Below are 20,708 nucleotides of genomic sequence, written 5' to 3'. Positions count from 1 at the left end.
CCACCGCGTCGCAGCGCACGTTCCCCGACTTGACAAGACCAAGTCGCCCGCCAAGAATAATTGGAATAGCGTTTCATAATATAGAACGACGAAGTCGGGAATGATCAGGGAGGGAACGATGGCCGAGCCAGTGGCTCTGCGCGCAGGGAGTTTCGGCGCGCGAGGTGCAGCATCGCAGGCCACGCAAACGCGGCAGGCCATCGGCTCCAGCATCGCGGTGCGCGAAGCCGAAAAGCGCTACGGCCAGTTTCACGCGGTCGACCGCATCAGCCTCGATATTGAGCCCGGTGAATTCATCACGCTGCTCGGCCCGTCCGGCAGCGGCAAGACCACGCTGCTCAATCTGCTCGCCGGTTTCCAATCCCTCGACGGCGGCGAAATCCTGGTCGACGGCAAGCCGGTCCACAACGTGCCCACGCACAAGCGCGGCTTCGGCATGGTGTTCCAGAGCTACGCGCTATTTCCCAACATGACGGTGACGCAGAACGTTGCGTTCCCGATGCGGATGGCCGGTGTCGATCGCGCCACCACCGCGCGGCGCGTCGCCGAGACGCTGGAGATCATGCGGCTGTCGGCGCACGCCAACAAAGCGCCGTCGGAAATGTCCGGCGGCCAGCAGCAGCGCGTCGCGATCGCGCGCGCCATCGTGATGCGGCCCAAGGTCGTGCTGATGGACGAGCCGCTCAGCGCGCTCGACCGCCGCCTGCGCGAATCGATCCAGATCGAAATCCGCGATCTGCACCAGACCATCGGCAGCACGATCCTGTTCGTCACCCACGATCAGGGCGAAGCGCTGACCATGAGCGACCGCATCGCCGTGCTGGATGCCGGCAAGATCGTGCAGATCGGCCGGCCGCTCGACATCTATCGCCACCCCGTCAATCGCTTCGTGGCCTCGTTCGTCGGCGAGAGCAATCTGATCGAAGCCGAGATCATGCAGAAGCGCGGCACCACGGTGACGCTGAAAAACCGCTCCGGCTATGTGTTCGAAGCCGAGAGCCGCGACGCGATCGACGTCGGCCGTGTCACCGTGCTGGTCCGTCCGGAGCGCATTGCGATTGCGGACGAGCCGGCTGCAAATTCGACGCCGGTGACCGTGACCTCGGCGATCTTCCTCGGCGAGACCCTGCGCATCGAGGCGCAGATGGAGAGCGGCGAGACGCTGCTGGTGCGCTGCCCCGATAGCGCCAAGCGGCCGCTGCCGAATATCGGCGATCATCTGCATGTGAGCTGGGGCCCGGAAGACTGCTGGGTGCTGGCATGACGACGCTCTCGCTGACCGACGAGCCGCGGCGTCAGCCCTCCTCCAGCCTGGCAATGAAGCTGAAGAACCCGGCGCTGCTGCTGCTGCCGGCGGTCGCGTTTTTGGGCTTCATCTATCTGCTGCCGTTGATCGATCTGATCCGCATCAGCATCAGCGGCCCGAGTTGGCTGACCTATTTCGAGCGCGTGTTCTCCGTGCCGCTGTACTGGGAATCGCTGGTCCGGACCATGCAGATCTCGGTCACGGTGGCGTTCCTGTGCCTGCTGTTCGGCTATCCGACCGCGCTGCTGATTCATCGCACCAGTGGTCTGACGCGTGCGCTGATCGCGACCGCGATCGTGCTGCCGTATTTCATCGCGATCCTGATCCGCACCTACGCCTGGATGGTGCTGCTCGGCCGCACCGGCCCGGTCAACAAGCTGCTGGTCGCGATCGGCATTCTGGGCGAGCCGGTTCAGCTGCTGTTTCATCGCGGCACCGTGCTGCTCGGCATGACCGCGGTGCTGCTGCCGCTGATGGTGCTGACGATCTATTCCAGCGTGTCGCGGCTCGATCCCGGCCTGACCCGCGCGGCGCTCGCCTCCGGCGCCGGACCGATCGCCGTGTTCTGGCGGGTGCTGCTGCCGCTCACGCTGTCCGGCATCGGCGCCGGCTTCCTGCTGGTGTTCGTCGCCGCGATCGGCTTCTTCATCACGCCAACACTGCTTGGCGGACCCGGCGACCAGATGTTCGCCATGCACATCACCCAGCAGGCGGATTCGGTGACGTCCGAAGGCTTCCTGCAGGCGCTCGGCGTCGTGCTGCTACTGATCACCCTGGCGGTAGTGGCGATCGCCGGCCGTTTCCTTGGCCTCGAGTTCATCTGGGGCGGCCGCAAGCTGACCGAATCGACCACGGCAAGCCCGACGCATGTGGCCGCGAACGACCCGGCGCGCCGCACCATCGGCAGCAGCCTTGCTGATACGATAGGTTGGCCGCTGCTGCGGCTGCTCGGGATGCTGCCGGCCCGCGTCGGCACCTGGACGGTGCGACTGATGGGCGGCGTGGTCGTCGCCGTGCTGATCCTCCCCATTGTCGTGGTGATGGTGATCTCGTTCAGCAGCGCCAGCTATCTGACCTTTCCGCCGCCGGGCTTCTCGCTGCGCTGGTACGAGCAGTTCTTCTCCGACACCAACTGGATGCGGGCGTTCTGGACTTCGGCGCTGATCGCGGCAGTTTCGGCCTTGATCGCGGTCGGGCTCGGCACCAGCGCGGCGCTGGGCATCGTCCGCGGCAACATTCGCGGCAAGTCGGCCATCATGCTGCTGCTGGTCAGCCCGATCATCGTGCCGCCGGTGGTGCTCGGCCTGTCGCTGTACTCGCTGTTCCTGAAGTTCGATCTGATCGGCTCGGTGTTCGGCCTCGCCGCGGCCCACGCCATCGGCGGTCTGCCGATCGTGGTGGTGATCCTGGCCGCCGCGCTGCAGGGCGTCGACAAGCGGCTCGAACAGGCGGCCGCGGTGCATGGCGCCTCATCGCTGACCGTGCTGCGGCTGGTGACGCTGCCGGCGATCGCGCCGGGCCTCGCGGCGGCGACGTTCTTCGCTTTCCTGCATTCGTTCGATGAGCTGGTGCTGACCCTGTTCCTGTCGAGCGCACAGCTCAAGACGCTGCCGCTGATGCTGTGGGGCGACATCAACTATCGGCTCAATCCGGTATTGGCGGTGGTCTCCACGCTTGAAGTTCTGCTGGTCGTGGGAGGGCTGTTCCTCGCCCGGCCGGTGCTTGCGACCTCGCAAAAAGCGAGCTGACGACGAACAATCAAACCACGAGGAAGACGCACGATGTTGGGACTGAAACGCTTGAGACTGCCGGCCTTGGCCTCGGCGGCATTCATCGCCCTGGGAGCGGCAACCGCCTCCGCCCAGAGCAATGTCGTCATCATGCAGGATCCGGGCGGCGGCTATGGCGATGCGCTGCGCAAGGTGATGTACGACCCGTTCGAGAAGGAAACCGGCATCAAGGTCGTCACCGTGCAGGAAGCCCGCAGCGGTCCGCGCATCAAGGCCCAGGCCGAAGCCGGCAAGGCGCAGTGGGACCTGACCTTCATCTTCGATCAGGAAACCAAACTGCTCGGCGACTGCTGCCTGGCCGACATCGATTATTCCAAGCTGTCGGAATCCGCGCACAAGACCCTCGCGGCGATGCCGGATAATCTGAAGCGCAAGAAGGGCGTCGCGCTGCAGGTGATCGGCGTCGGCCTCGTCTACAACAAGGACAAGTTCAAGGGCGACAAGGCTCCGCAGACCTGGGCCGACTTCTGGGACGTGAAGAAATTCCCCGGCCGCCGCTGCATGCCGGCGTGGCCACGCTTCACCTTCGAAGCCGCGCTGATGGCCGACGGCGTCACCAAGGACAAGCTGTATCCGATCGACATGGATCGGGCGCTGAACAAGCTGAAGGAGATCAAGCCGCACGTGGTGAAGTGGTGGACCACCGCGGCGCAGCCGCCGCAGCTGATCCTCGACGGTGAAGCCGACATGTGCCTCGCCTACACCGGCTCGATGAGCAAGCTGGCGCTGGAAGGCGCGCCGATCGACCTCACCTTCAACCAGGGCTTCGTCTATTACGACTTTTTCTCGATTCCAAAAGGCGCGCCGAACTACGACAATGCTCTGAAGCTGCTGTCGTGGCGTCTTGATCCGAAGCGCGCCGCCCAACTGACCTCCACCTTCCCGGTGGCATTGCCGTCGAAGGTCGTGTTCGACGCGGCGACGGATAAGAACATCGCGCGGTATTGGGCGAATAATCCCGACAACGTCGCCAAGGCGATCGAGTGGAGCCCGGACTTCTGGGGTGCCAAGTCGCCGGCGGGGAATTCCACCAATGAAGAATACGGACAAGAAAAGCTGAACGCGATGCTGGCGCAGTGAGCCGGCGTCTCGCAAACTCCGACCGGCAGTTACGACTGCCGGTCGTTATTTCCAACAAAGAGATATTGCCCGGCCGCCTGAATGGACAAAGCTTTCATCAAGGGACTTCGACTGCTCGAGACCCTTGCGCTCAGCGATCAGCCGCGCGGCGTCACGGATCTCGCCAACGAGCTCAAATTCACCAAAAGCAACGTGCACCGGCTGCTGGCGACCTTGCAGTCGCAAGGCTTTGTCCGCCAGATCCCGCCGCACAGCACTTATGAGCTGACCACCAAGCTGTGGGAGCTCGGCCATCACGTTATCCAGCGCATGGATCTGGTTCGGATCGCGCGGCCGGCGATGACCACGCTGGCAGAGGTCACCGGCGAGACGGTGCATCTATCGGTGCTCGACGGCACCGAAGTGCTGTACGTCGACAAGATCGAGAGCGCCCATCACATCCGCGCCCACACCAGCGTCGGCATGCGCGCGCCGGCGTTCACGGTCGCGACCGGCAAGGCGATGCTGGCACAGATGCCGGACGATTATCTTGAAATCCTGCGGCCGCATCTGAAGCGCTACACGGATTCGACCCGCACCACGATCGAAGAGCTGCGCGAGGACATTCGCGCCATCCGGGCGCAGGGTTACGCATCGGTGCTGCACGGCGAGTGGCGCGAAGGCATCGCCGCCTGCGCCTGCGCCATCATCGGCCGCTCCGGCGAATTGATCGGCGCAATCGGAATGTCCGGCCCGGACATCCGCGTCAAGCGCAAGCAGATCAAGGAATACTCCGCCCACGTCATGGAAGCCGCCCGCACCATCGGCCTGGCGCTCGGCCATGGTGGGATGAAGTAAGGGCTTCGCCGCTCCGCTCCTCGCAAGGACGAGCGGAGCGACTGGTGTTCGGCGCGATCAGCGCCGAGATGCGCCGCACAGCGCGCCGCGCGCGATTGCGGCAGCGGGGGCTCCGCTGCCGCGGTGGATCACAGATTGCGCTTCACGAAGCTGTCGATCGCGGAAGCGATCAGGTCCTTGTCGTTATCGATCGTCGCGACGTGGTAGGAGTTGTCGAGCCACAGCGTCTCGATCCGGCTGGAGCCGACGTGGTTGGCGATCACGGTCGCGTTGGCTGGCGACAGCACGTGGTCGACACGCGAGTTGATCACCAAGGTCGGGCACTTGATCCTGGGCAGCAGCGCGCGGGCGGTGGCGGCCAGCCCCATCACCTGCTTGACGCAGGTCACCGGCACCTGATCGTAGGCGAGCTCCTTGGTGGTGGTGTCGACCATGTCCGAGCCGATGCCCGGGACGAATTCCGGCAGGCCGCGCGCATACGCCAGCCCGGCAAGGTCGGGCGAGTCGATCTGCACCGCGGCATTGATCGGGATGACGCCGGCGACCTTGTCCGGATGTAACGCGGCCAGATACAGCGACAGCGTGCCGCCCATCGACAGTCCGGCCACGAAGGTCTTGTCGCATTTGGCGGACAGCTCGAGCAGCGCGTCCTCGGCACAGTTGACCCAGTCATTGGCGGTGGTTTTGGCCATCGCGGCCGGCGAAACGCCGTGCCCGGGCAGCCGCGGGCCGAGAATGGAATAGCCGCGCTCGCCCAGCCGTTCACCGAGATAGCGCATGCTTTGCGGGCTGCCGGTAAAACCGTGCACCAGCAGGACGCCGGTCTTGCCGCCATTGAACGCGAACGCTTCCGCGCCGGCCATCACCGCTTCGCTCATAGGAATCCCCCCCTGCGACGATGGCGGCGCCGTCGCGGGCATCGCTCCGGTCACTCAACCATCTGTTTTGGTTCAGCTTTCCTATGTCTCAAAAATGCGGCGGCAGCTCAAGAGAGGTTGCGCCGCAACGTGCCGATGCGGGCCGGCAGCGGCAAAGACCCGCAGGGTGTGGATACGCTGCGCTGCTAAAGTATAAGAGTGTCGACTCTCCGACCGATTGGGGCCAAATCACCCCGATCTTGGGCCGTCTCTTCTGATCTAAATCACGGCGGCCTTCGACTAATTGTGCAGAATGCGCGCCGCGCCGCCGTTTTCCGGTAAGCAAATACAGGGTGGCGGCGCTCCATATAAAAATTCCTTTGGTGGTACCAAGGAAAATGCAATTTCTCTTATGTGATCGATCGGCTCACAAGCTCCGCCCAACGGAGCCCGCGGAGCCAATTGGCCGCGCTGCGTTGTGGGGGAGTCATCATGGATCAGGGCCAAACGCTCTCAGTTCTTTTGGATTCATATGCGGTTGATCCGCAGCGGAAAGCCGTCGCCGCCGCGGTCGGCGCGATCGCCGCTGGGTCGATCGAAATTTCCGAACTGATCGGGCAGGGGGCTCTCGCCGGCATCACCGGCGCGGCGCATGGCGGCAGCAATGCCGACGGCGACGTGCAGAAGGATCTCGACGTCAAAGCCGAAGAAATCATCGTCAAGGCGCTGAAGGATGTGCCCTACGCTGCGCTGGCGTCGGAAGAGTCCGACACCCTGCTCGACGGCGATCCGAACGCGCCGATCTCGATTGCCTACGATCCGCTCGACGGCTCGTCCAACATCGACACCAACATGACGGTGGGGACGATCTTCTCGATCATCCCGAACCAGCCAGGCGTGAAGCCGTTCACCGCCCCCGGCTCCTGCCAGATCGCGGCGGGCTTCGTGGTGTACGGGCCGCAGACGTCGCTGGTGCTGACGCTCGGCAACGGCGTCGACATCTTCACGCTCGACCGCAAGGCCAAGGTGTACCGGCTGATCCGCCAGCGCGTCACCGTGCCGGCCGACACCGCCGAATACGCCGTCAACGCTTCCAACCATCGCCATTGGGAGCAGCCGATCCGCGATTTCGTCGACGAGTGCATCGCCGGTGCCGACGGTCCGCGCGCCAAGGACTTCAACATGCGCTGGATCGGCTCGCTGGTGGCCGAGGTGTATCGGATCCTGACCCGCGGCGGTGTGTTCCTGTATCCGGGCGACAACCGTCCGGGCTACGGCAATGGCCGGCTGCGGCTGCTCTACGAAACCCATCCGATGTCGTTCGTGATGGAGCAGGCCGGCGGCGCCGCCTCGACCGGCCGCGAACGGGTGCTCGACCTCACCGCCAAGACGATCCACCAGCGCTCGCCGCTGATCATGGGGTCGATCGACAAGGTTAAGCGCATCGAACTGCTGCACACCGATCCGAGTGCCGCGTCGCGCTCGGCGCCGCTGTTCGCCCGCCGCGGTTTGTTCCGCGTCTGACGTCGTCTCCCCCGGTTGGAATTGGAAGTACCTCCTCATGTCCCGTAAGCATCCGATCATCTCCATCACCGGCTCCTCCGGCGCCGGCACTACCTCCGTGAAGAAGACGTTCGAGCAGATCTTCCGCCGCGAGAACGTCAACGCCGCGTTCATCGAGGGCGACGCCTTCCACCGCTACAACCGCGTCGACATGCGCAACAAGATGGCCGAGGAAGCCGAGCGCGGTAACCGCCACTTCAGCCATTTCAGCCCCGAGACCAATCTGTTCGAGGAGCTGGAGCAGACCTTCAAGAGCTACGCCGAGACCGGCACCGGCCGCACCCGTCACTACGTTCACGACGACGAGGAAGCCGCGCTGCACGGCGTCCCGCCCGGCAACTTCACCCAGTGGCAGGACCTGCCGGCGAACTCCGACCTGTTGTTCTACGAAGGTCTGCACGGTGCGGTGATGACCGACAAGGTCAACGTCGCGCAGCACGCCGACCTCAAGATCGGCGTCGTGCCGGTGATCAACCTCGAATGGATTCAGAAACTGCACCGCGATCGTGCGGCGCGCGGCTATTCGACCGAGGCGGTGACCGACACCATTCTGCGCCGGATGCCGGACTACGTGCACTACATCGTGCCGCAGTTCGCCGAGACCGATATCAACTTCCAGCGGGTGCCGACCGTCGACACCTCGAACCCGTTTATCGCGCGTTGGATTCCCACCGCCGACGAATCGATGGTGGTGATCCGCTTCAAGAACCCGCGCGGCATCGACTTTGCGTATCTGCTGTCGATGATCCAAGGCAGCTTCATGTCGCGCGCCAACTCGATCGTGATCCACGGCGCCAAGCTCGACCTGGCGATGCAGCTGATCCTGACGCCGTTGATCATGCAGCTGATCGACCGCAAGCGAAGCATGAAGTAATGCCCAACATTTGGAATCTGGGGAGGCCGGTTTGAACGTTCCCGCGCGCGACATCCACGACAAGGTCACGCATCGCGACATGGCGAATGCGATCCGCTTTCTCGCCATCGACGGTGTCGAGAAGGCGAAGTCCGGCCACCCGGGCATGCCGATGGGCATGGCCGACGTCGCCACGGTGCTGTTCACCCGCTTCCTGAAGTTCGATCCGACCGCGCCCGATTGGGCGGACCGCGACCGCTTCGTGCTGTCGGCCGGCCACGGCTCGATGCTGCTGTACGCGCTGCTGCATCTGACCGGCTATCCGGAAGTCACGATCGATCAGCTCAAGTCGTTCCGGCAGTGGGGTTCGAAGACTCCGGGCCATCCGGAATACGGCCACACCCAGGGCGTCGAGACCACCACCGGCCCGCTCGGCCAGGGTCTTGCGACCTCGGTCGGCATGGCGCTCGCCGAGCGCATGATGAACGCGCGCTACGGCGACGCGCTGGTCGATCACTACACGTATGTGATCGCCGGCGACGGCTGCCTGATGGAAGGCGTCAGCCACGAGGCGATCTCGCTGGCCGGCCATCTCAAGCTGAGCAAGCTGATCGTGCTGTGGGACGACAACCACATCTCGATCGACGGCGACACCTCGCTGTCGTGTTCGGACGATCAGCTCGCGCGCTTCGCCGCCTCGGGCTGGGCCACCACCCGCGTCGACGGCCATGATCCGGAAGCGGTCGCGGCCGCGATCGAGCAGGCCAAGACCAGCGACCGTCCGTCGTTGATCGCCTGCCGCACCACGATCGGCTTCGGCTCGCCGAAGGTCGCCGGCACCGAGAAGGCGCACGGCGCTCCGCTCGGCGCCGAGGAGGTCGAGAAGACCCGCGCTGCGTTGAACTGGCCGTATCCGCCGTTCGAGATTCCGGAAGGAATCCTGGCTCGCTGGCGTGAAGCCGGCGGCCGCGGCAAGGCGGCGCACGAGGCCTGGAATCAGCGGCTGGCGGCGGCGGACGCTGCGACCCGCACCGGTTTCACCGATGCGCTCGCCGGCAAGTTGTCGGCGGACTACGAAGGCGCGCTGCAGGGCCTGATCGCCAAGTTCGACGCCGACAAGCCGACCATCGCCACCCGCCAGGCGTCGCAGCTCACCATCGATGCGATCGTGCCGGCGTCGCCGAACATCCTCGGCGGCTCGGCCGACCTGACGCACTCCAACCTGACGCATGCCAAGGGCACCGCGTCGGTGAAGCCGGGTGCGTTCGGCGGCTCCTACCTGCACTACGGCATCCGCGAGTTCGGCATGGCGGCGGCGATGAACGGCATCGCGCTGCACGGCGGCTTCGTGCCGTTCGGCGGCACCTTCCTGGTGTTCGCCGACTACAGCCGTCCGGCGATCCGCCTAGCCGCGCTGATGGGCGTGCGCGTCATCCACGTGATGACCCACGATTCGATCGGCCTCGGCGAAGACGGTCCGACCCATCAGCCGGTCGAGCACGTCCCCTCGCTGCGCGCGATCCCGAACGTCCTGGTGTTCCGCCCGGCCGACGCGATCGAAACCGCGCAGGCCTGGGACTGCGCGCTGAAGCAGACCTCGCGTCCGTCGGTGCTGGCGCTGTCGCGTCAGGGCCTGCCGCCGCTGCCGCGCCCGAACGGCGTCTCCGGCAACCCGGTGGCGCGCGGCGCTTACGTCGTGGTCGATCCCGGCCAGCGTGACGTCACCCTGATCGCCACCGGCTCGGAAGTGTCGCTGGCGCTGGATGCAGCCTGCAAGCTGGAAGCCGCAGGCATCAAGGCGGCGGTGGTTTCGGCGCCGTGCTTCGAACTGTTCGCCGAACAGGACGACGCCTACCGCGCCAGCGTGCTCGGCACCGCGCCGCGGGTCGGCATCGAAGCGGCGCGCGACACCGATTGGCGCCGCTGGATCGGCGATACCGGCGCGTTCGTCGGCATGACCGGGTTCGGTGCCTCGGCGCCGGCGCCGGTGCTGTACCAGAAGTTCGGCATCACCGCGGACGCGGTGGTGGACGCCGCCAAGGGCGCGATCGCCCGCGGCAAGCACTGAGCCCGATTTTTGAACATCAGGACGACGCTGTCGTCACACAGTTAGTTTGAGGAGACATCATGGCGCGTATCACTCTGAGGCAATTGCTGGATCACGCCGCCGAGCACGGCTACGGCGTGCCCGCGTTCAACATCAACAACATGGAGCAGGGTCTCGCGATCATGGAGGCGGCGGCGCTGGTCGACGCGCCAGTGATCATCCAGGCGTCGCGCGGCGCCCGCTCTTACGCCAACGACATCATGCTGGCGAAGATGATCGACGCGCTGGCCGAGATGTATCCGGACATCCCGCTCTGCATGCATCAGGACCACGGCAACGACGAAGCCACCTGCGCCACCGCGATCCGCTACGGCTTCACCTCGGTGATGATGGACGGCTCGCTCAAGGCCGATGCCAAGACCGCCGCCGACTATCAGTACAACGTCGACATCACCCGCCGCGTCGTCGACATGGCGCACTGGGTCGGCGCCTCGGTGGAAGGTGAGCTCGGCGTGCTCGGCTCGCTGGAGCACGGCGGCGGCGAGCAGGAAGACGGTCATGGCGTCGAGGGCAAGGTCAGCCGCGAGCAGCTGCTGACCGACCCGGACCAGGCGGTCGAGTTCGTGCGTGCCACCAAGGTCGACGCGCTGGCGATCGCGATGGGCACTTCGCATGGCGCCTACAAGTTCAGCCGCAAGCCGGACGGCGACGTGCTGGCCATGAAGGTGGTCGAAGAGATCCACCGCCGCCTGCCGAACACCCATCTGGTGATGCACGGCTCGTCGTCGGTGCCGCAGGATCTGCAGGACATCTTCAACGAGTTCGGCGGCGCGATGCCGCAGACCTTCGGCGTGCCGGTCGAGGAAATCGTCCGCGGCATCAAGCACGGCGTCCGCAAGGTCAACATCGACACCGACTGCCGTCTGGCGATGACCGGCGTGTTCCGCAAGGTTGCGACCCAGAACAAGGCGGAGTTCGATCCGCGCAAGTTCCTGAAGCCCGCGATGGATGCGATGCGCGACATCTGCAAGCTGCGCTTCGAGCAGTTCGGCACCGCCGGCAACGCCTCCAAGATCAAGGTCGTGCCGATGGCGGAGATGGCCAAGCGCTACAAGTCCGGCGCGCTCGATCCGCAGATCGGCCAGGTCGCCCGCGCCGCGGAGTAACCGCTTTCAATTCGCGGCGGCCAGCGCGCCGCCGCGCCTCGCATTGCAGGAGATCACCATGGACCAGTCGAACCGCTACGCCAACCTCAACCTCAAAGAGAGCGAGCTGATCGCGGGCGGACGGCACGTGCTGTGCGCCTACATCATGAAGCCGAAGGCCGGCTTCGGGAACTTCATCCAGACCGCCGCGCACTTCGCCGCCGAATCCTCGACCGGCACCAACGTCGAAGTCTCCACCACCGACGACTTCACCCGCGGCGTCGACGCGCTGGTGTACGAGATCGACGAGGCCAAGGGCCTGATGAAGATCGCGTACCCGATCGAGCTGTTCGATCGCAACGTGATCGACGGCCGCGCCATGATCGCCTCGTTCCTGACCCTGACGATCGGCAACAACCAGGGCATGGGCGACGTCGAATACGCCAAGATGTACGACTTCTACGTCCCGCCGGCTTACTTGAAGCTGTTCGACGGCCCGTCGACGACGATTCGGGATCTGTGGCGCGTGCTCGGCCGCCCGGTGGTCAACGGCGGCTTCATCGTCGGCACCATCATCAAGCCGAAGCTCGGCCTGCGCCCGCAGCCGTTCGCCAATGCCTGCTACGATTTCTGGCTGGGCGGCGACTTCATCAAGAACGACGAGCCGCAGGGCAACCAGGTGTTCGCGCCGTTCAAGGACACGGTGCGGGCCGTCGCCGACGCGATGCGCCGTGCGCAGGACAAGACCGGCGAAGCCAAGCTGTTCTCGTTCAACATCACCGCCGACGATCACTACGAGATGCTGGCGCGCGGTGAATTCATCCTCGAGACCTTCGCCGACAACGCCGACCACATCGCGTTCCTGGTCGACGGCTACGTCGCCGGCCCGGCCGCGGTCACCACCGCCCGCCGTGCGTTCCCGAAGCAGTACCTGCACTACCATCGCGCCGGCCACGGTGCGGTGACCTCGCCGCAGTCCAAGCGCGGCTACACCGCCTTCGTGCTGTCGAAGATGGCGCGCCTGCAGGGCGCCTCGGGCATCCACACCGGCACCATGGGCTTCGGCAAGATGGAAGGCGAAGCCGCCGATCGTGCGATCGCCTACATGATCACCGAGGATTCGGCCGACGGTCCGTACTTCCATCAGGAGTGGCTCGGCCTCAACCCAACCACCCCGATCATCTCCGGCGGCATGAACGCGCTGCGGATGCCGGGCTTCTTCGACAACCTCGGCCACTCCAACCTGATCATGACGGCGGGCGGCGGTGCGTTCGGTCACGTCGACGGCGGCGCGGCCGGTGCCAAGTCGCTGCGTCAGGCCGAGCAGTGCTGGAAGCAGGGCGCCGATCCGGTCGAGTTCGCCAAGGATCACCGCGAATTCGCCCGCGCGTTCGAGAGCTTCCCGCAGGATGCCGACAAGCTGTATCCGAACTGGCGCGCCAAGCTGAAGCCGCAGGCGGCATAAGCTTCTCGCACCGCACACGACTGACGGCCCGCGCCCCCGGCGCGGGCCGTTTGCTTTTGACCTGGTAGTTGTTCGAGGACCATCTGACGGCCCGCCGCATTCTCCGATCAGTTGATCTCAACGCCGGCAAAAGCCGCAACGGAAAAGAAACGCTCCGCGCCGATTGGGGAGTGGCGGCTTGCGTTTCCTGGGCGTCGTGCAATGTTGGGGTGTGGTCACAGGTCAGTTCGCGTTGGCATCCGCTCGGGTTCGCGGAGGCCCTGACGTCGGAGAACTCAGATGACACACAGTCGTTCTGGTCCGTACCAGTTTCAGATCGCCGTCAACGGCGTGTACTACCCGAGCGTGTTCGTGATCATCGACAACCGGCTGATCACGGTGACGGCCGCCGGCCGCAAGCGGACCGAGGAACTCGGCATGATGCCGCCGCTGGCGCTCGCGGAATTCCTCGCCGGCGAGCTAGTGCGCGAGCAGCTCGCCCGTGCTGCGGCAGCGGCGGTCCACCCCCATCCTGAAGACGAGCCGGAGCCACACTCCCACTTGGCAGGCATCCCTGAAGCTGCCGCCGAGCCGGAGCCGACCTCGGAATCACACGAGGCCCACAAGGGCTGGTTCGGCAAGCACTTGCTGCGCTGGGTCGGGGTCCAGCCGGCACATCATCCCCGCTCGTAGTTCTCGGTCGATTAGTTCGCTGCGCCGGCAATGTACGTAATCGTACGCGGTGCTGAATTAAGGAACTCGCAAGCGGGTGGAACTCAGAGTATCCGCGGTGCAGGGGCGCAGTCTCGGCTGAGTCATTGATCGTGAGTCCGGTTCGATGCCGGGCCATCGTCGGGTGACGGCGCGCGCCATGGTCTTTCTCACAGGATGATGTCGATGTTCGCCAAGATCACCATACGTACCAAGATTACTGCGCTGGTCGCCGCGCTGCTGATCGCCCTGTCGGGTCTCGGCGCGCTGGCGGTGGTCGAGATGCGGTCGCTCAATGCCGCGTCGACGGATATCGCGACCAACTGGCTGCCGAGCGTGCGGATTCTCGGCGAGATGCGCGCCTACGTGCTGAGCTACCGTGGCGCCCTGCGCGACCATATCCTGGATCTCACCCCAGAGGGCAAGGATGGAGCGGACAAGCGTCTGGCCGCTGCTGAGAAGGCGCTCGACAAGGCGAATGGCGACTACGAAAAGCTGATCTCATCGCCGGAGGAGCGGGCGCTCTTCAACGAGTTTGCGAAGGGGTGGACCGACTATAAGGCCTCCGTGTCCAAGGCTCTCGAAATGTCTCGGGGCAGCGTCGGCCAGTTTCCCGCGTCGGCATGGGATTATGTGAAGAAGAACTTGGTCCCGATCGCGACCCGGATGGATGACACGCTGCAGCGCGACATCGACCTCAACAACAAGGGGGCGCAGACCTCGACAGAGACGGCTGACACCACCTACAGCTTCGGCTTTGGCCTGGTGGTCACGATTCTTGCGCTCGCCTTTGCGCTGGGCATCGCCATGAGCGTGTTGGTGATCCGGGACATCATCAGTGCGATCGCATCGATCATTTCGCCGATGCAGGACCTCGGGAAGGGCAATCTGGCAGCGGAGGTGCCGCATCGCGGCGAGCCGACCGAAATCGGCCGGATGGCGGATGCGCTGCAGGTCTTCAAGGAGGCGCTGATCGCCAAGCGCGATGCCGACGCCGCGGCCGCCAAGGAGGCCGAGGAGAAGATCGCGCGCGCCCAGCGGGTCGACACCGCGACCCGGCAGTTCGAACACGCCATCGGCGAGATCGTCGACACCGTGTCGTCCGCCTCGACCGAACTCGAAGCTTCGGCCAGCACCCTGACCTCGACCGCCGAGCGCGCCCAGGAGTTGGCGACGTCGGTGGCGGCGGCTTCCGAAGAAGCCTCCACCAACGTGCAGTCGGTGGCGTCGGCGACCGAGGAGATGACCTCGTCGATCACCGAGATCAGCCGTCAGGTGCAGGAATCGGCACGCATCGCCAACGATGCGGTCGATCAGGCGCGCCGGACCAACGAGAGCGTCAGCGATCTGTCGCACGCCGCCGCGCGGATCGGTGACGTGGTCGAACTGATCAACACCATCGCCGGCCAAACCAACCTGCTGGCGCTGAACGCCACGATCGAAGCGGCGCGTGCCGGCGAGGCGGGCCGCGGCTTCGCGGTGGTGGCGGCCGAAGTGAAGGCGCTGGCGGAGCAAACCGCCAAAGCCACCGGCGAAATCAGCCAGCACATCACCGGCATTCAGACCGCGACCGGCCAGTCGGTCGATGCCATCAAGGAGATCGGTCAGACCATCGGGCGGATGTCGGAGATCGCCTCGACCATCGCTTCGGCGGTGGAAGAGCAGGGCGCCGCCACCCAGGAAATCTCCCGCAACGTGCAGCAGGCCGCGCACGGCACCCAGCAGGTGTCGTCGAACATCACCGACGTGCAGCGCGGCGCCACCGAGACCGGCTCCGCCTCGTCGCAGGTGCTCTCCGCCGCGCAGTCGCTGTCGCAGGACAGCAACCGGCTGAAGGTCGAGGTCACAAAATTCCTCGACACCGTACGGGCGGCCTAACCGCCCGCGGTCCCGCGGATTGCAAGATCTGCGAAGATCGAAGGCGCTACGCTCAACGACCTCATGGCCGGGCTCTGTTCCGGCCATTTGCGTTTGGGGTGTTGCTGCCCGAGGAAGGTGCGGTATCTGACTGTTTGTTGGTGCACATCGATTAGTTCGGGCGGATCCTGCCTTCCAGGAAAGTGAACCTGATACTCAGAATGCGCCGAGCTCGGCTAAAAGGAGCGCATTCTGCAATGCGCGCTGTGATTGGACAGCCTTTCTGACCGAATCCATGGCGAGGAGACCGCCGTCCCGACAGCTAATCAGCTCCGGCGCCGCGCAATCCTCCAGTCGTCCTACTTGTCCAGTAGTTCTACGGGGGCGGGGTTTAACCCCCCTCAATCTGCAAGCTGCACATTGGGTTCCAGAATTGGACCGGTTAACTGCGCTCCTATGCTCGCTGTGGCGTGCGGTGTCGTACCAATCCTGTGATTTGGTCTTCCATCAGACGAGTAGATGCCGATGTTGTCCAGACTTTCGATTCGTACCAAGATCATCGCGCTCGTGGCGCTGCTTCTCGTGGCCATGTCGGGGATCGGTGGGCTGGGCCTGCTCAAGATGCGGACCCTGAACGACTCGACGGTCGATATCGCCACCAATTGGCTGCCGAGCGTGCGCGTGCTTGGTGACATCCGCACGACCCTGGCGATGTACCGGGTGACGCTGCGAGCCCACGCGATGGAAACAACGGTGGACGGCAAGACGGCTGCGGCGAAGCGGATTGCCGGTGTCGAAGACGTCATCAACAAGCAGCTCGCCAGCTACCAAAAGATGATTACCACGCCTGAAGAAAAGGCGCTGTACGAGCAGTTCAGCAAGGAGCTGAACGTCTATCTCGACGGTGCCAAGAAGGCAGTGGAGATGTCGCAAAAGAGTGTCGGTCAGTCGACTGCCGAGCTGGGCGAGTACCTGACCAAGACGCTGGGGCCGATCGGAAGCCGGGTCGATGCCGTCCTGCAGAAGGATGTCGATCTGAACAAGAAGGGTGCTGATGAGTCGACCGCGTTGGCGGAAGCGACTTATAGCTCGGCGGTGATGATCGTCGTCAGCATTCTGGTGCTGACGATCGCGTTCAGCTTCATCGCCAGCTATCTGGTGATCCGCGACATCAGCCGCGGCATTGCGTCGATCATCGCGCCGATGCAGGCGCTGGGCCAGGGCAACCTCGCTGCCGAGGTGCCGCATCGCGGCGAGTCGACGGAAATCGGCGCGATGGCGGATTCGCTGCAGATCTTCAAGGAAGCGCTGATCGCCAAGCGCGAGGCCGATCAGGCTGCGGCGCGCGAAGCCGAGGAGAAGATCGCTCGCGGCCAGCGGGTCGACGCTGCCACAAGGCAGTTCGAGTCTGCGATCAGCGAAATCGTCGAGACGGTGTCGTCGGCTTCCACCGAGCTGGAGGCATCGGCCGGCACGCTGACCTCGACGGCCGATCGCTCTCAGGAACTGGCGACCTCTGTCGCCGCGGCGTCCGAAGAAGCTTCCACCAATGTCCAGTCGGTGGCGTCCGCGACCGAGGAGATGTCGTCGTCGATCACCGAGATCAGCCGTCAGGTCCAGGAGTCCTCGCGCATCGCCTCGGAGGCGGTGGATCAGGCTCGCAAGACCAACGCCAGCGTCGGTGATTTGTCGGAAGCGGCCAGCCGGATCGGCGACGTCGTCGAGCTGATCAACACCATTGCGGGCCAGACCAACCTGTTGGCGCTCAATGCTACGATCGAGGCGGCGCGCGCCGGTGAGGCGGGCCGTGGCTTCGCCGTGGTGGCCGCCGAGGTCAAGGCGCTGGCGGAGCAGACCGCGAAAGCCACCGGCGAAATCGGCCAGCACATTTCGGGAATCCAGTCGGCGACCAACGAGTCGGTCAATGCGATCCGCGAGATCGGGCAGACCATCGGGCGGATGTCGGAGATTTCGTCGGCGATCGCCGCTGCGGTCGAGGAGCAGGGCGCCGCTACTCAGGAAATTTCCCGCAACGTGCAGCAGGCGGCGCACGGCACCCAGCAGGTGTCGTCGAACATCACCGACGTGCAGCGCGGCGCCACCGAGACCGGTTCGGCCTCGGCCCAGGTGCTGTCGGCAGCGCAGTCGCTGTCACAGGAATCCAGCCGGCTGAAGATCGAGGTCACCCGGTTCCTCGATACGGTCCGCGCAGCCTGATCGCCGCGCCGACTTCCTCCCTTCAACTCCGCGTCATGCCCGGCCTCGTGCCGGGTATCGATGTTTTAGGGGGAGACGGCGCTGCGCGCGTCCCCATCGTGAGGTTCTGTTTGGGGTGAGTCCGCCAAAGCGCGGCTCTGATTCCATCAGAAAGGAATCGCTCTCAGGCGAAACGCTTGGCGATCAGCAGGCAGAGCAGCACCGAACCCGACGATGCCGTCACGATCGCCATGTTGGTCAGGTTCTGAGCCAGCATTGTGAGCCACGCGCCGCCCGCCGCAGCGGCCGGCTTGCGTCGTTTCGCTTTGGAGGTCTTGGCGGCCATGGCGCTATCCGGTCAGAGGCGGTGATCGGGACATGTTCCCCGATCCTGCGCCCAGTATCCGGCGCAGCGTTGGCCGAAGCCTTAACGGGAGACGGTCTCCCGCCTCCGATCACGCTCCATGGTTTACGGATCGCGGCTGCGTGATGATCCGAGGTCTGGTCAGACGAGGCATGCGGTTTGCGCGCTCGCTCTTAGATTGAATCTGGCCGATGCAGTCCGCAGTTTTGTGCCAAATCAAACCATTTGGCAGGGCTCTTTTGTTAGATTGAGAATTGATAGCGCCTGTTACAATCGTTCTAAACTCCCGATGGCGCCGGCTTGAATCTCTTGACCTTCGCGGCGCCGATTGGAAGAACGAGTAATGACCCAAATCCCCCATCACAACGGCCACAGCCATCACCAGCCGATCCTGCTGGGGAACGCGCGACGCGGCTATCGCGGCGTCGTGCAGGCGATCGATCCGCACCGCGGGGCGTCGTCGTTGCAGCCGATCGAATTGGAAAGCCGGCTGATCGAGCTCGGTTTCGTCGAGGGGGCCAAGGTCGAAGTGTTGCACGAGGGTATCATCGGCAGGGATCCGATCGCGGTCCGGGTCGACAACATCACCATCGCGGTCCGCCGCCGCGAGGCGATGGCCGTCGTGTTGATGTGACGCGCAGATTGCAGCTTCTTGATTTGGCGATTGCGCGATGAGCTCGATCGATTCTCACCCGTTCAACCTTGCCCTGGTTGGAACACCCAATAGCGGCAAGACCTCCCTGTTCAACGCGCTGACGGGTAGTCGCCAGAAGGTGGCGAACTACCCGGGCGTGACCGTCGAGCGCAAGACCGGCCTGTTCACCACGCCGGCCGGCCGCGTCGTCAGCCTGGTCGATCTGCCGGGCACCTATTCGCTGCGCGGCCGCAGCCCCGACGAAGAGATCACCCGCGATGTGGTGCTGGGCCGCAAGTCGGGCGAGCCGGTGCCGGATCTGGTGCTGTGTGTCGCCGACTCGACAAACCTGCGGCTGACCTTCCGGCTGATGCTGGAATTGAAGGGGACCGGCCGTCCGCTGATGCTCGTGCTGAACATGTACGACATCGCGATGCGCCGTGGCGTCACGGTCGATGTCGAGAAGCTTTCGGCGCAGCTTGGTATTCCGGTGGTGACGTCGATTGCGGTCCGCAAGGGCGGCACCGCGGAGCTGCTGAAGCGGACCGATGAATTCGCCGCTCAGACGCCGACGCCCGCGACCGACACCAATTGGCGACCGCTGTCCACCAGCGAGCTGCGCGCCCTGCAGCGCGAGGCCGACCGCATCATCGGCGAGTGCGTCAGTCTGCCGGCGCGGCCCCACACCCTGACGGCTCAGATCGACCGGGTGGTGCTGCATCCCGTCGCCGGCCTGCTGATCCTGATCCTGATCCTGTTCGTGATGTTCCAGGCGGTGTTCTCCTGGGCGCAGCCGATCATGGAGCTGATCTCCGGTGGCTTCGAAGCCCTCGGCGCTTTCGTCCAGGCCAACTTGCCCGAGGGGCTGCTGCAGAGCTTTCTGCAGAACGGCGTGATTTCCGGCGTCGGCAGCGTCCTCGTGTTCCTGCCGCAGATCATCATCATCTTCCTGTTCATCCTGCTGCTGGAAGACCTCGGCTACATGGCGCGCGCCGCGTTCCTGATGGACCGCATCATGGGCGGCGCCGGGCTGCACGGCCGTGCCTTCATTCCGCTGCTGTCGAGCTTTGCCTGCGCGATCCCCGGAATCATGGCGACGCGCGTGATCGACAACCGCCGCGACCGCCTCACCACCATCCTGATCGCGCCGCTGATGACCTGCTCGGCGCGCATTCCGGTCTATACGTTGATCATCTCGGCCTTCGTGCCGGCCAAGGACGTGTTCGGCTGGATCAATCTGCAGGGGCTGGTGATGTTCGGCCTCTACACCGCGGGCATCGTCAGCGCCCTGACGGTGTCGGCGCTGGTCAAGTTCTTCATGTGGCGCGACTACGAGCCGGCGCCGTTCATGCTCGAACTGCCGGACTACAAGCTGCCGCGGCTGCAGAGCGTTGCCATCGGCATTTATATCCGCGCCAAGATGTTCCTGCAGCGCGCCGGTACCACCATCTTCTCGATGATGGTGCTGATCTGGTTCCTGGCCTCGTTCCCGCGCCCGCCGATCGGCGCGACCGAACCGGCGATCGACTACAGCCTGGCCTCGATCATCGGTCACGCGGTCGAGCCGGTGCTGGCGCCGCTCGGCTTCAACTGGCAGATCGCGGTGGCGCTGATCCCCGGCATGGCGGCGCGCGAGGTCGCGGTCGCGGCGCTCGGCACCGTCTATGCGATCGAGGGCGGCAAGGAAGCCGCCGAACAGATCGGCCTGGTGCTGGCTTCGAAGTGGAGCCTGGCCACCGCGCTGTCGCTGCTGGCCTGGTTCGTGTTCGCGCCGCAATGCGCCTCGACGCTGGCGGTGATCAAGCGCGAGACCGGAAGCTGGCGCTGGATGGGCGTCACCTTCGTCTACATGTTCGTCCTCGCCTATATCGCCAGCCTGATCACCTACAACGTCGCCGTCGCCCTCGGCGCCGGCTAGTGCCGGCGTCAACGAGCGCAGTCCAGTGCTGCGCTCTGGGTCACTCACCCTAGGCAAAGCCTCTTGGTGAAGAGACGCGCCGCGCCGTCTCGAACCATTTGCCGCG

16 protein-coding genes are annotated in these 20,708 nt (G+C 64.8%); 14 read left to right on the top strand and 2 right to left on the bottom strand.

Annotated elements, in window-relative coordinates; translation table 11 throughout:
- Positions 1-118 precede the first annotated feature (118 nt).
- The 4 genes from LRC39_RS23560 (at position 119) to LRC39_RS23545 (ending at position 5,013) form a co-directional block, all read left to right on the top strand.
- Positions 119-1,264 (top strand): ABC transporter ATP-binding protein, encoded by a 1,146-nt coding sequence (locus tag LRC39_RS23560; RefSeq protein ID WP_346295832.1) that lies wholly within the window; start codon positions 119-121, stop codon positions 1,262-1,264.
- Positions 1,261-3,054, top strand: coding sequence for an ABC transporter permease subunit (locus tag LRC39_RS23555; RefSeq protein WP_346295831.1), 1,794 nt, complete (start codon positions 1,261-1,263; stop codon positions 3,052-3,054). The genes LRC39_RS23560 and LRC39_RS23555 overlap by 4 nt, the downstream gene beginning before the upstream one ends.
- 33 nt (positions 3,055-3,087) lie before the next feature.
- A complete protein-coding gene (locus tag LRC39_RS23550) occupies positions 3,088-4,176 on the top strand; it encodes an extracellular solute-binding protein (protein WP_346295830.1) in 1,089 nt (362 codons plus the stop codon).
- 81 nt (positions 4,177-4,257) lie between these two features.
- Entirely contained in the window at positions 4,258-5,013 is a 756-nt protein-coding gene (locus LRC39_RS23545; protein WP_107357118.1) for an IclR family transcriptional regulator, read from the top strand.
- Positions 5,014-5,141: 128 nt separating this feature from the next.
- On the opposite strand, the gene LRC39_RS23540 is transcribed toward LRC39_RS23545, so the two are convergent.
- Positions 5,142-5,891, bottom strand: coding sequence for an alpha/beta hydrolase (locus LRC39_RS23540; RefSeq protein ID WP_346295829.1), 750 nt, complete (start codon positions 5,889-5,891; stop codon positions 5,142-5,144).
- Between the two features lie 471 nt (positions 5,892-6,362).
- On the opposite strand from LRC39_RS23540, the gene LRC39_RS23535 reads away from it, so the two are divergent.
- The 8 genes from LRC39_RS23535 (at position 6,363) to LRC39_RS23500 (ending at position 17,707) form a co-directional block, all read left to right on the top strand.
- The gene (locus LRC39_RS23535; protein WP_346295828.1) at positions 6,363-7,394 is read left to right on the top strand and encodes a class 1 fructose-bisphosphatase; all 1,032 of its coding nucleotides are present in this window, start codon (positions 6,363-6,365) and stop codon (positions 7,392-7,394) included.
- Positions 7,395-7,431: 37 nt separating this feature from the next.
- Positions 7,432-8,307, top strand: a complete 876-nt coding sequence (locus LRC39_RS23530) for a phosphoribulokinase (protein ID WP_107346181.1) — start codon at positions 7,432-7,434, stop codon at positions 8,305-8,307.
- 31 nt (positions 8,308-8,338) lie between these two features.
- Positions 8,339-10,354 (top strand): transketolase, encoded by a 2,016-nt coding sequence (tkt, locus tag LRC39_RS23525; protein WP_346295827.1) that lies wholly within the window; start codon positions 8,339-8,341, stop codon positions 10,352-10,354.
- A 59-nt stretch (positions 10,355-10,413) separates the two neighbouring features.
- Positions 10,414-11,499, top strand: coding sequence for a class II fructose-bisphosphate aldolase (gene fba, locus LRC39_RS23520; protein WP_011160174.1), 1,086 nt, complete (start codon positions 10,414-10,416; stop codon positions 11,497-11,499).
- A 58-nt stretch (positions 11,500-11,557) separates the two neighbouring features.
- A complete protein-coding gene (locus LRC39_RS23515) occupies positions 11,558-12,943 on the top strand; it encodes a ribulose-bisphosphate carboxylase (protein WP_119019687.1) in 1,386 nt (461 codons plus the stop codon).
- A 279-nt stretch (positions 12,944-13,222) separates the two neighbouring features.
- Positions 13,223-13,615, top strand: a complete 393-nt coding sequence (locus LRC39_RS23510; protein WP_346295826.1) for an acyl transferase — start codon at positions 13,223-13,225, stop codon at positions 13,613-13,615.
- Positions 13,616-13,819: 204 nt separating this feature from the next.
- Positions 13,820-15,511 carry a methyl-accepting chemotaxis protein gene (locus LRC39_RS23505; protein ID WP_346295825.1) on the top strand — a complete coding sequence of 564 codons (1,692 nt, stop codon included), beginning with the start codon at positions 13,820-13,822 and terminating at the stop codon, positions 15,509-15,511.
- A 504-nt stretch (positions 15,512-16,015) separates the two neighbouring features.
- Positions 16,016-17,707, top strand: coding sequence for a methyl-accepting chemotaxis protein (locus tag LRC39_RS23500; protein WP_346295824.1), 1,692 nt, complete (start codon positions 16,016-16,018; stop codon positions 17,705-17,707).
- Between the two features lie 163 nt (positions 17,708-17,870).
- On the opposite strand, the gene LRC39_RS23495 is transcribed toward LRC39_RS23500, so the two are convergent.
- Entirely contained in the window at positions 17,871-18,032 is a 162-nt protein-coding gene (locus tag LRC39_RS23495) for a hypothetical protein (RefSeq protein WP_165858170.1), read from the bottom strand.
- A gap of 361 nt (positions 18,033-18,393) precedes the next feature.
- Here LRC39_RS23495 and LRC39_RS23490 point away from each other — a divergent pair, with 361 nt between their 5' ends.
- Together LRC39_RS23490 and feoB are read left to right on the top strand one after the other, a co-directional pair.
- Entirely contained in the window at positions 18,394-18,684 is a 291-nt protein-coding gene (locus tag LRC39_RS23490; RefSeq protein ID WP_107357111.1) for a FeoA family protein, read from the top strand.
- 37 nt (positions 18,685-18,721) lie between these two features.
- Positions 18,722-20,602: a ferrous iron transporter B gene (gene feoB, locus LRC39_RS23485; protein ID WP_346295823.1), complete on the top strand. Its 1,881-nt coding sequence runs from the start codon at positions 18,722-18,724 to the stop codon at positions 20,600-20,602.
- Positions 20,603-20,708: the final 106 nt, after the last annotated feature.

The organism is Rhodopseudomonas sp. P1, from assembly GCF_039642825.1.
GTDB lineage: Bacteria > Pseudomonadota > Alphaproteobacteria > Rhizobiales > Xanthobacteraceae > Rhodopseudomonas > Rhodopseudomonas palustris_H.
Note: the sequence above shows the minus strand (reverse complement) of the source record. Positions and strands in the feature narration are given on the sequence as shown.

Bases quoted from the DNA above. Each gene is read 5' to 3' on its own strand.
- LRC39_RS23560 (WP_346295832.1), top strand. From the start codon at position 119: ATGGCCGAGCCAGTGGCTCTGCGCGCAGGGAGTTTCGGCGCGCGAGGT.
- LRC39_RS23555 (WP_346295831.1), top strand. From the start codon at position 1,261: ATGACGACGCTCTCGCTGACCGACGAGCCGCGGCGTCAGCCCTCCTCC.
- LRC39_RS23550 (WP_346295830.1), top strand. From the start codon at position 3,088: ATGTTGGGACTGAAACGCTTGAGACTGCCGGCCTTGGCCTCGGCGGCA.
- LRC39_RS23545 (WP_107357118.1), top strand. From the start codon at position 4,258: ATGGACAAAGCTTTCATCAAGGGACTTCGACTGCTCGAGACCCTTGCG.
- LRC39_RS23540 (WP_346295829.1), bottom strand. From the start codon at position 5,891: ATGAGCGAAGCGGTGATGGCCGGCGCGGAAGCGTTCGCGTTCAATGGC.
- LRC39_RS23535 (WP_346295828.1), top strand. From the start codon at position 6,363: ATGGATCAGGGCCAAACGCTCTCAGTTCTTTTGGATTCATATGCGGTT.
- LRC39_RS23530 (WP_107346181.1), top strand. From the start codon at position 7,432: ATGTCCCGTAAGCATCCGATCATCTCCATCACCGGCTCCTCCGGCGCC.
- fba (WP_011160174.1), top strand. From the start codon at position 10,414: ATGGCGCGTATCACTCTGAGGCAATTGCTGGATCACGCCGCCGAGCAC.
- LRC39_RS23515 (WP_119019687.1), top strand. From the start codon at position 11,558: ATGGACCAGTCGAACCGCTACGCCAACCTCAACCTCAAAGAGAGCGAG.
- LRC39_RS23510 (WP_346295826.1), top strand. From the start codon at position 13,223: ATGACACACAGTCGTTCTGGTCCGTACCAGTTTCAGATCGCCGTCAAC.
- LRC39_RS23505 (WP_346295825.1), top strand. From the start codon at position 13,820: ATGTTCGCCAAGATCACCATACGTACCAAGATTACTGCGCTGGTCGCC.
- LRC39_RS23500 (WP_346295824.1), top strand. From the start codon at position 16,016: ATGTTGTCCAGACTTTCGATTCGTACCAAGATCATCGCGCTCGTGGCG.
- LRC39_RS23495 (WP_165858170.1), bottom strand. From the start codon at position 18,032: ATGGCCGCCAAGACCTCCAAAGCGAAACGACGCAAGCCGGCCGCTGCG.
- LRC39_RS23490 (WP_107357111.1), top strand. From the start codon at position 18,394: ATGACCCAAATCCCCCATCACAACGGCCACAGCCATCACCAGCCGATC.
- feoB (WP_346295823.1), top strand. From the start codon at position 18,722: ATGAGCTCGATCGATTCTCACCCGTTCAACCTTGCCCTGGTTGGAACA.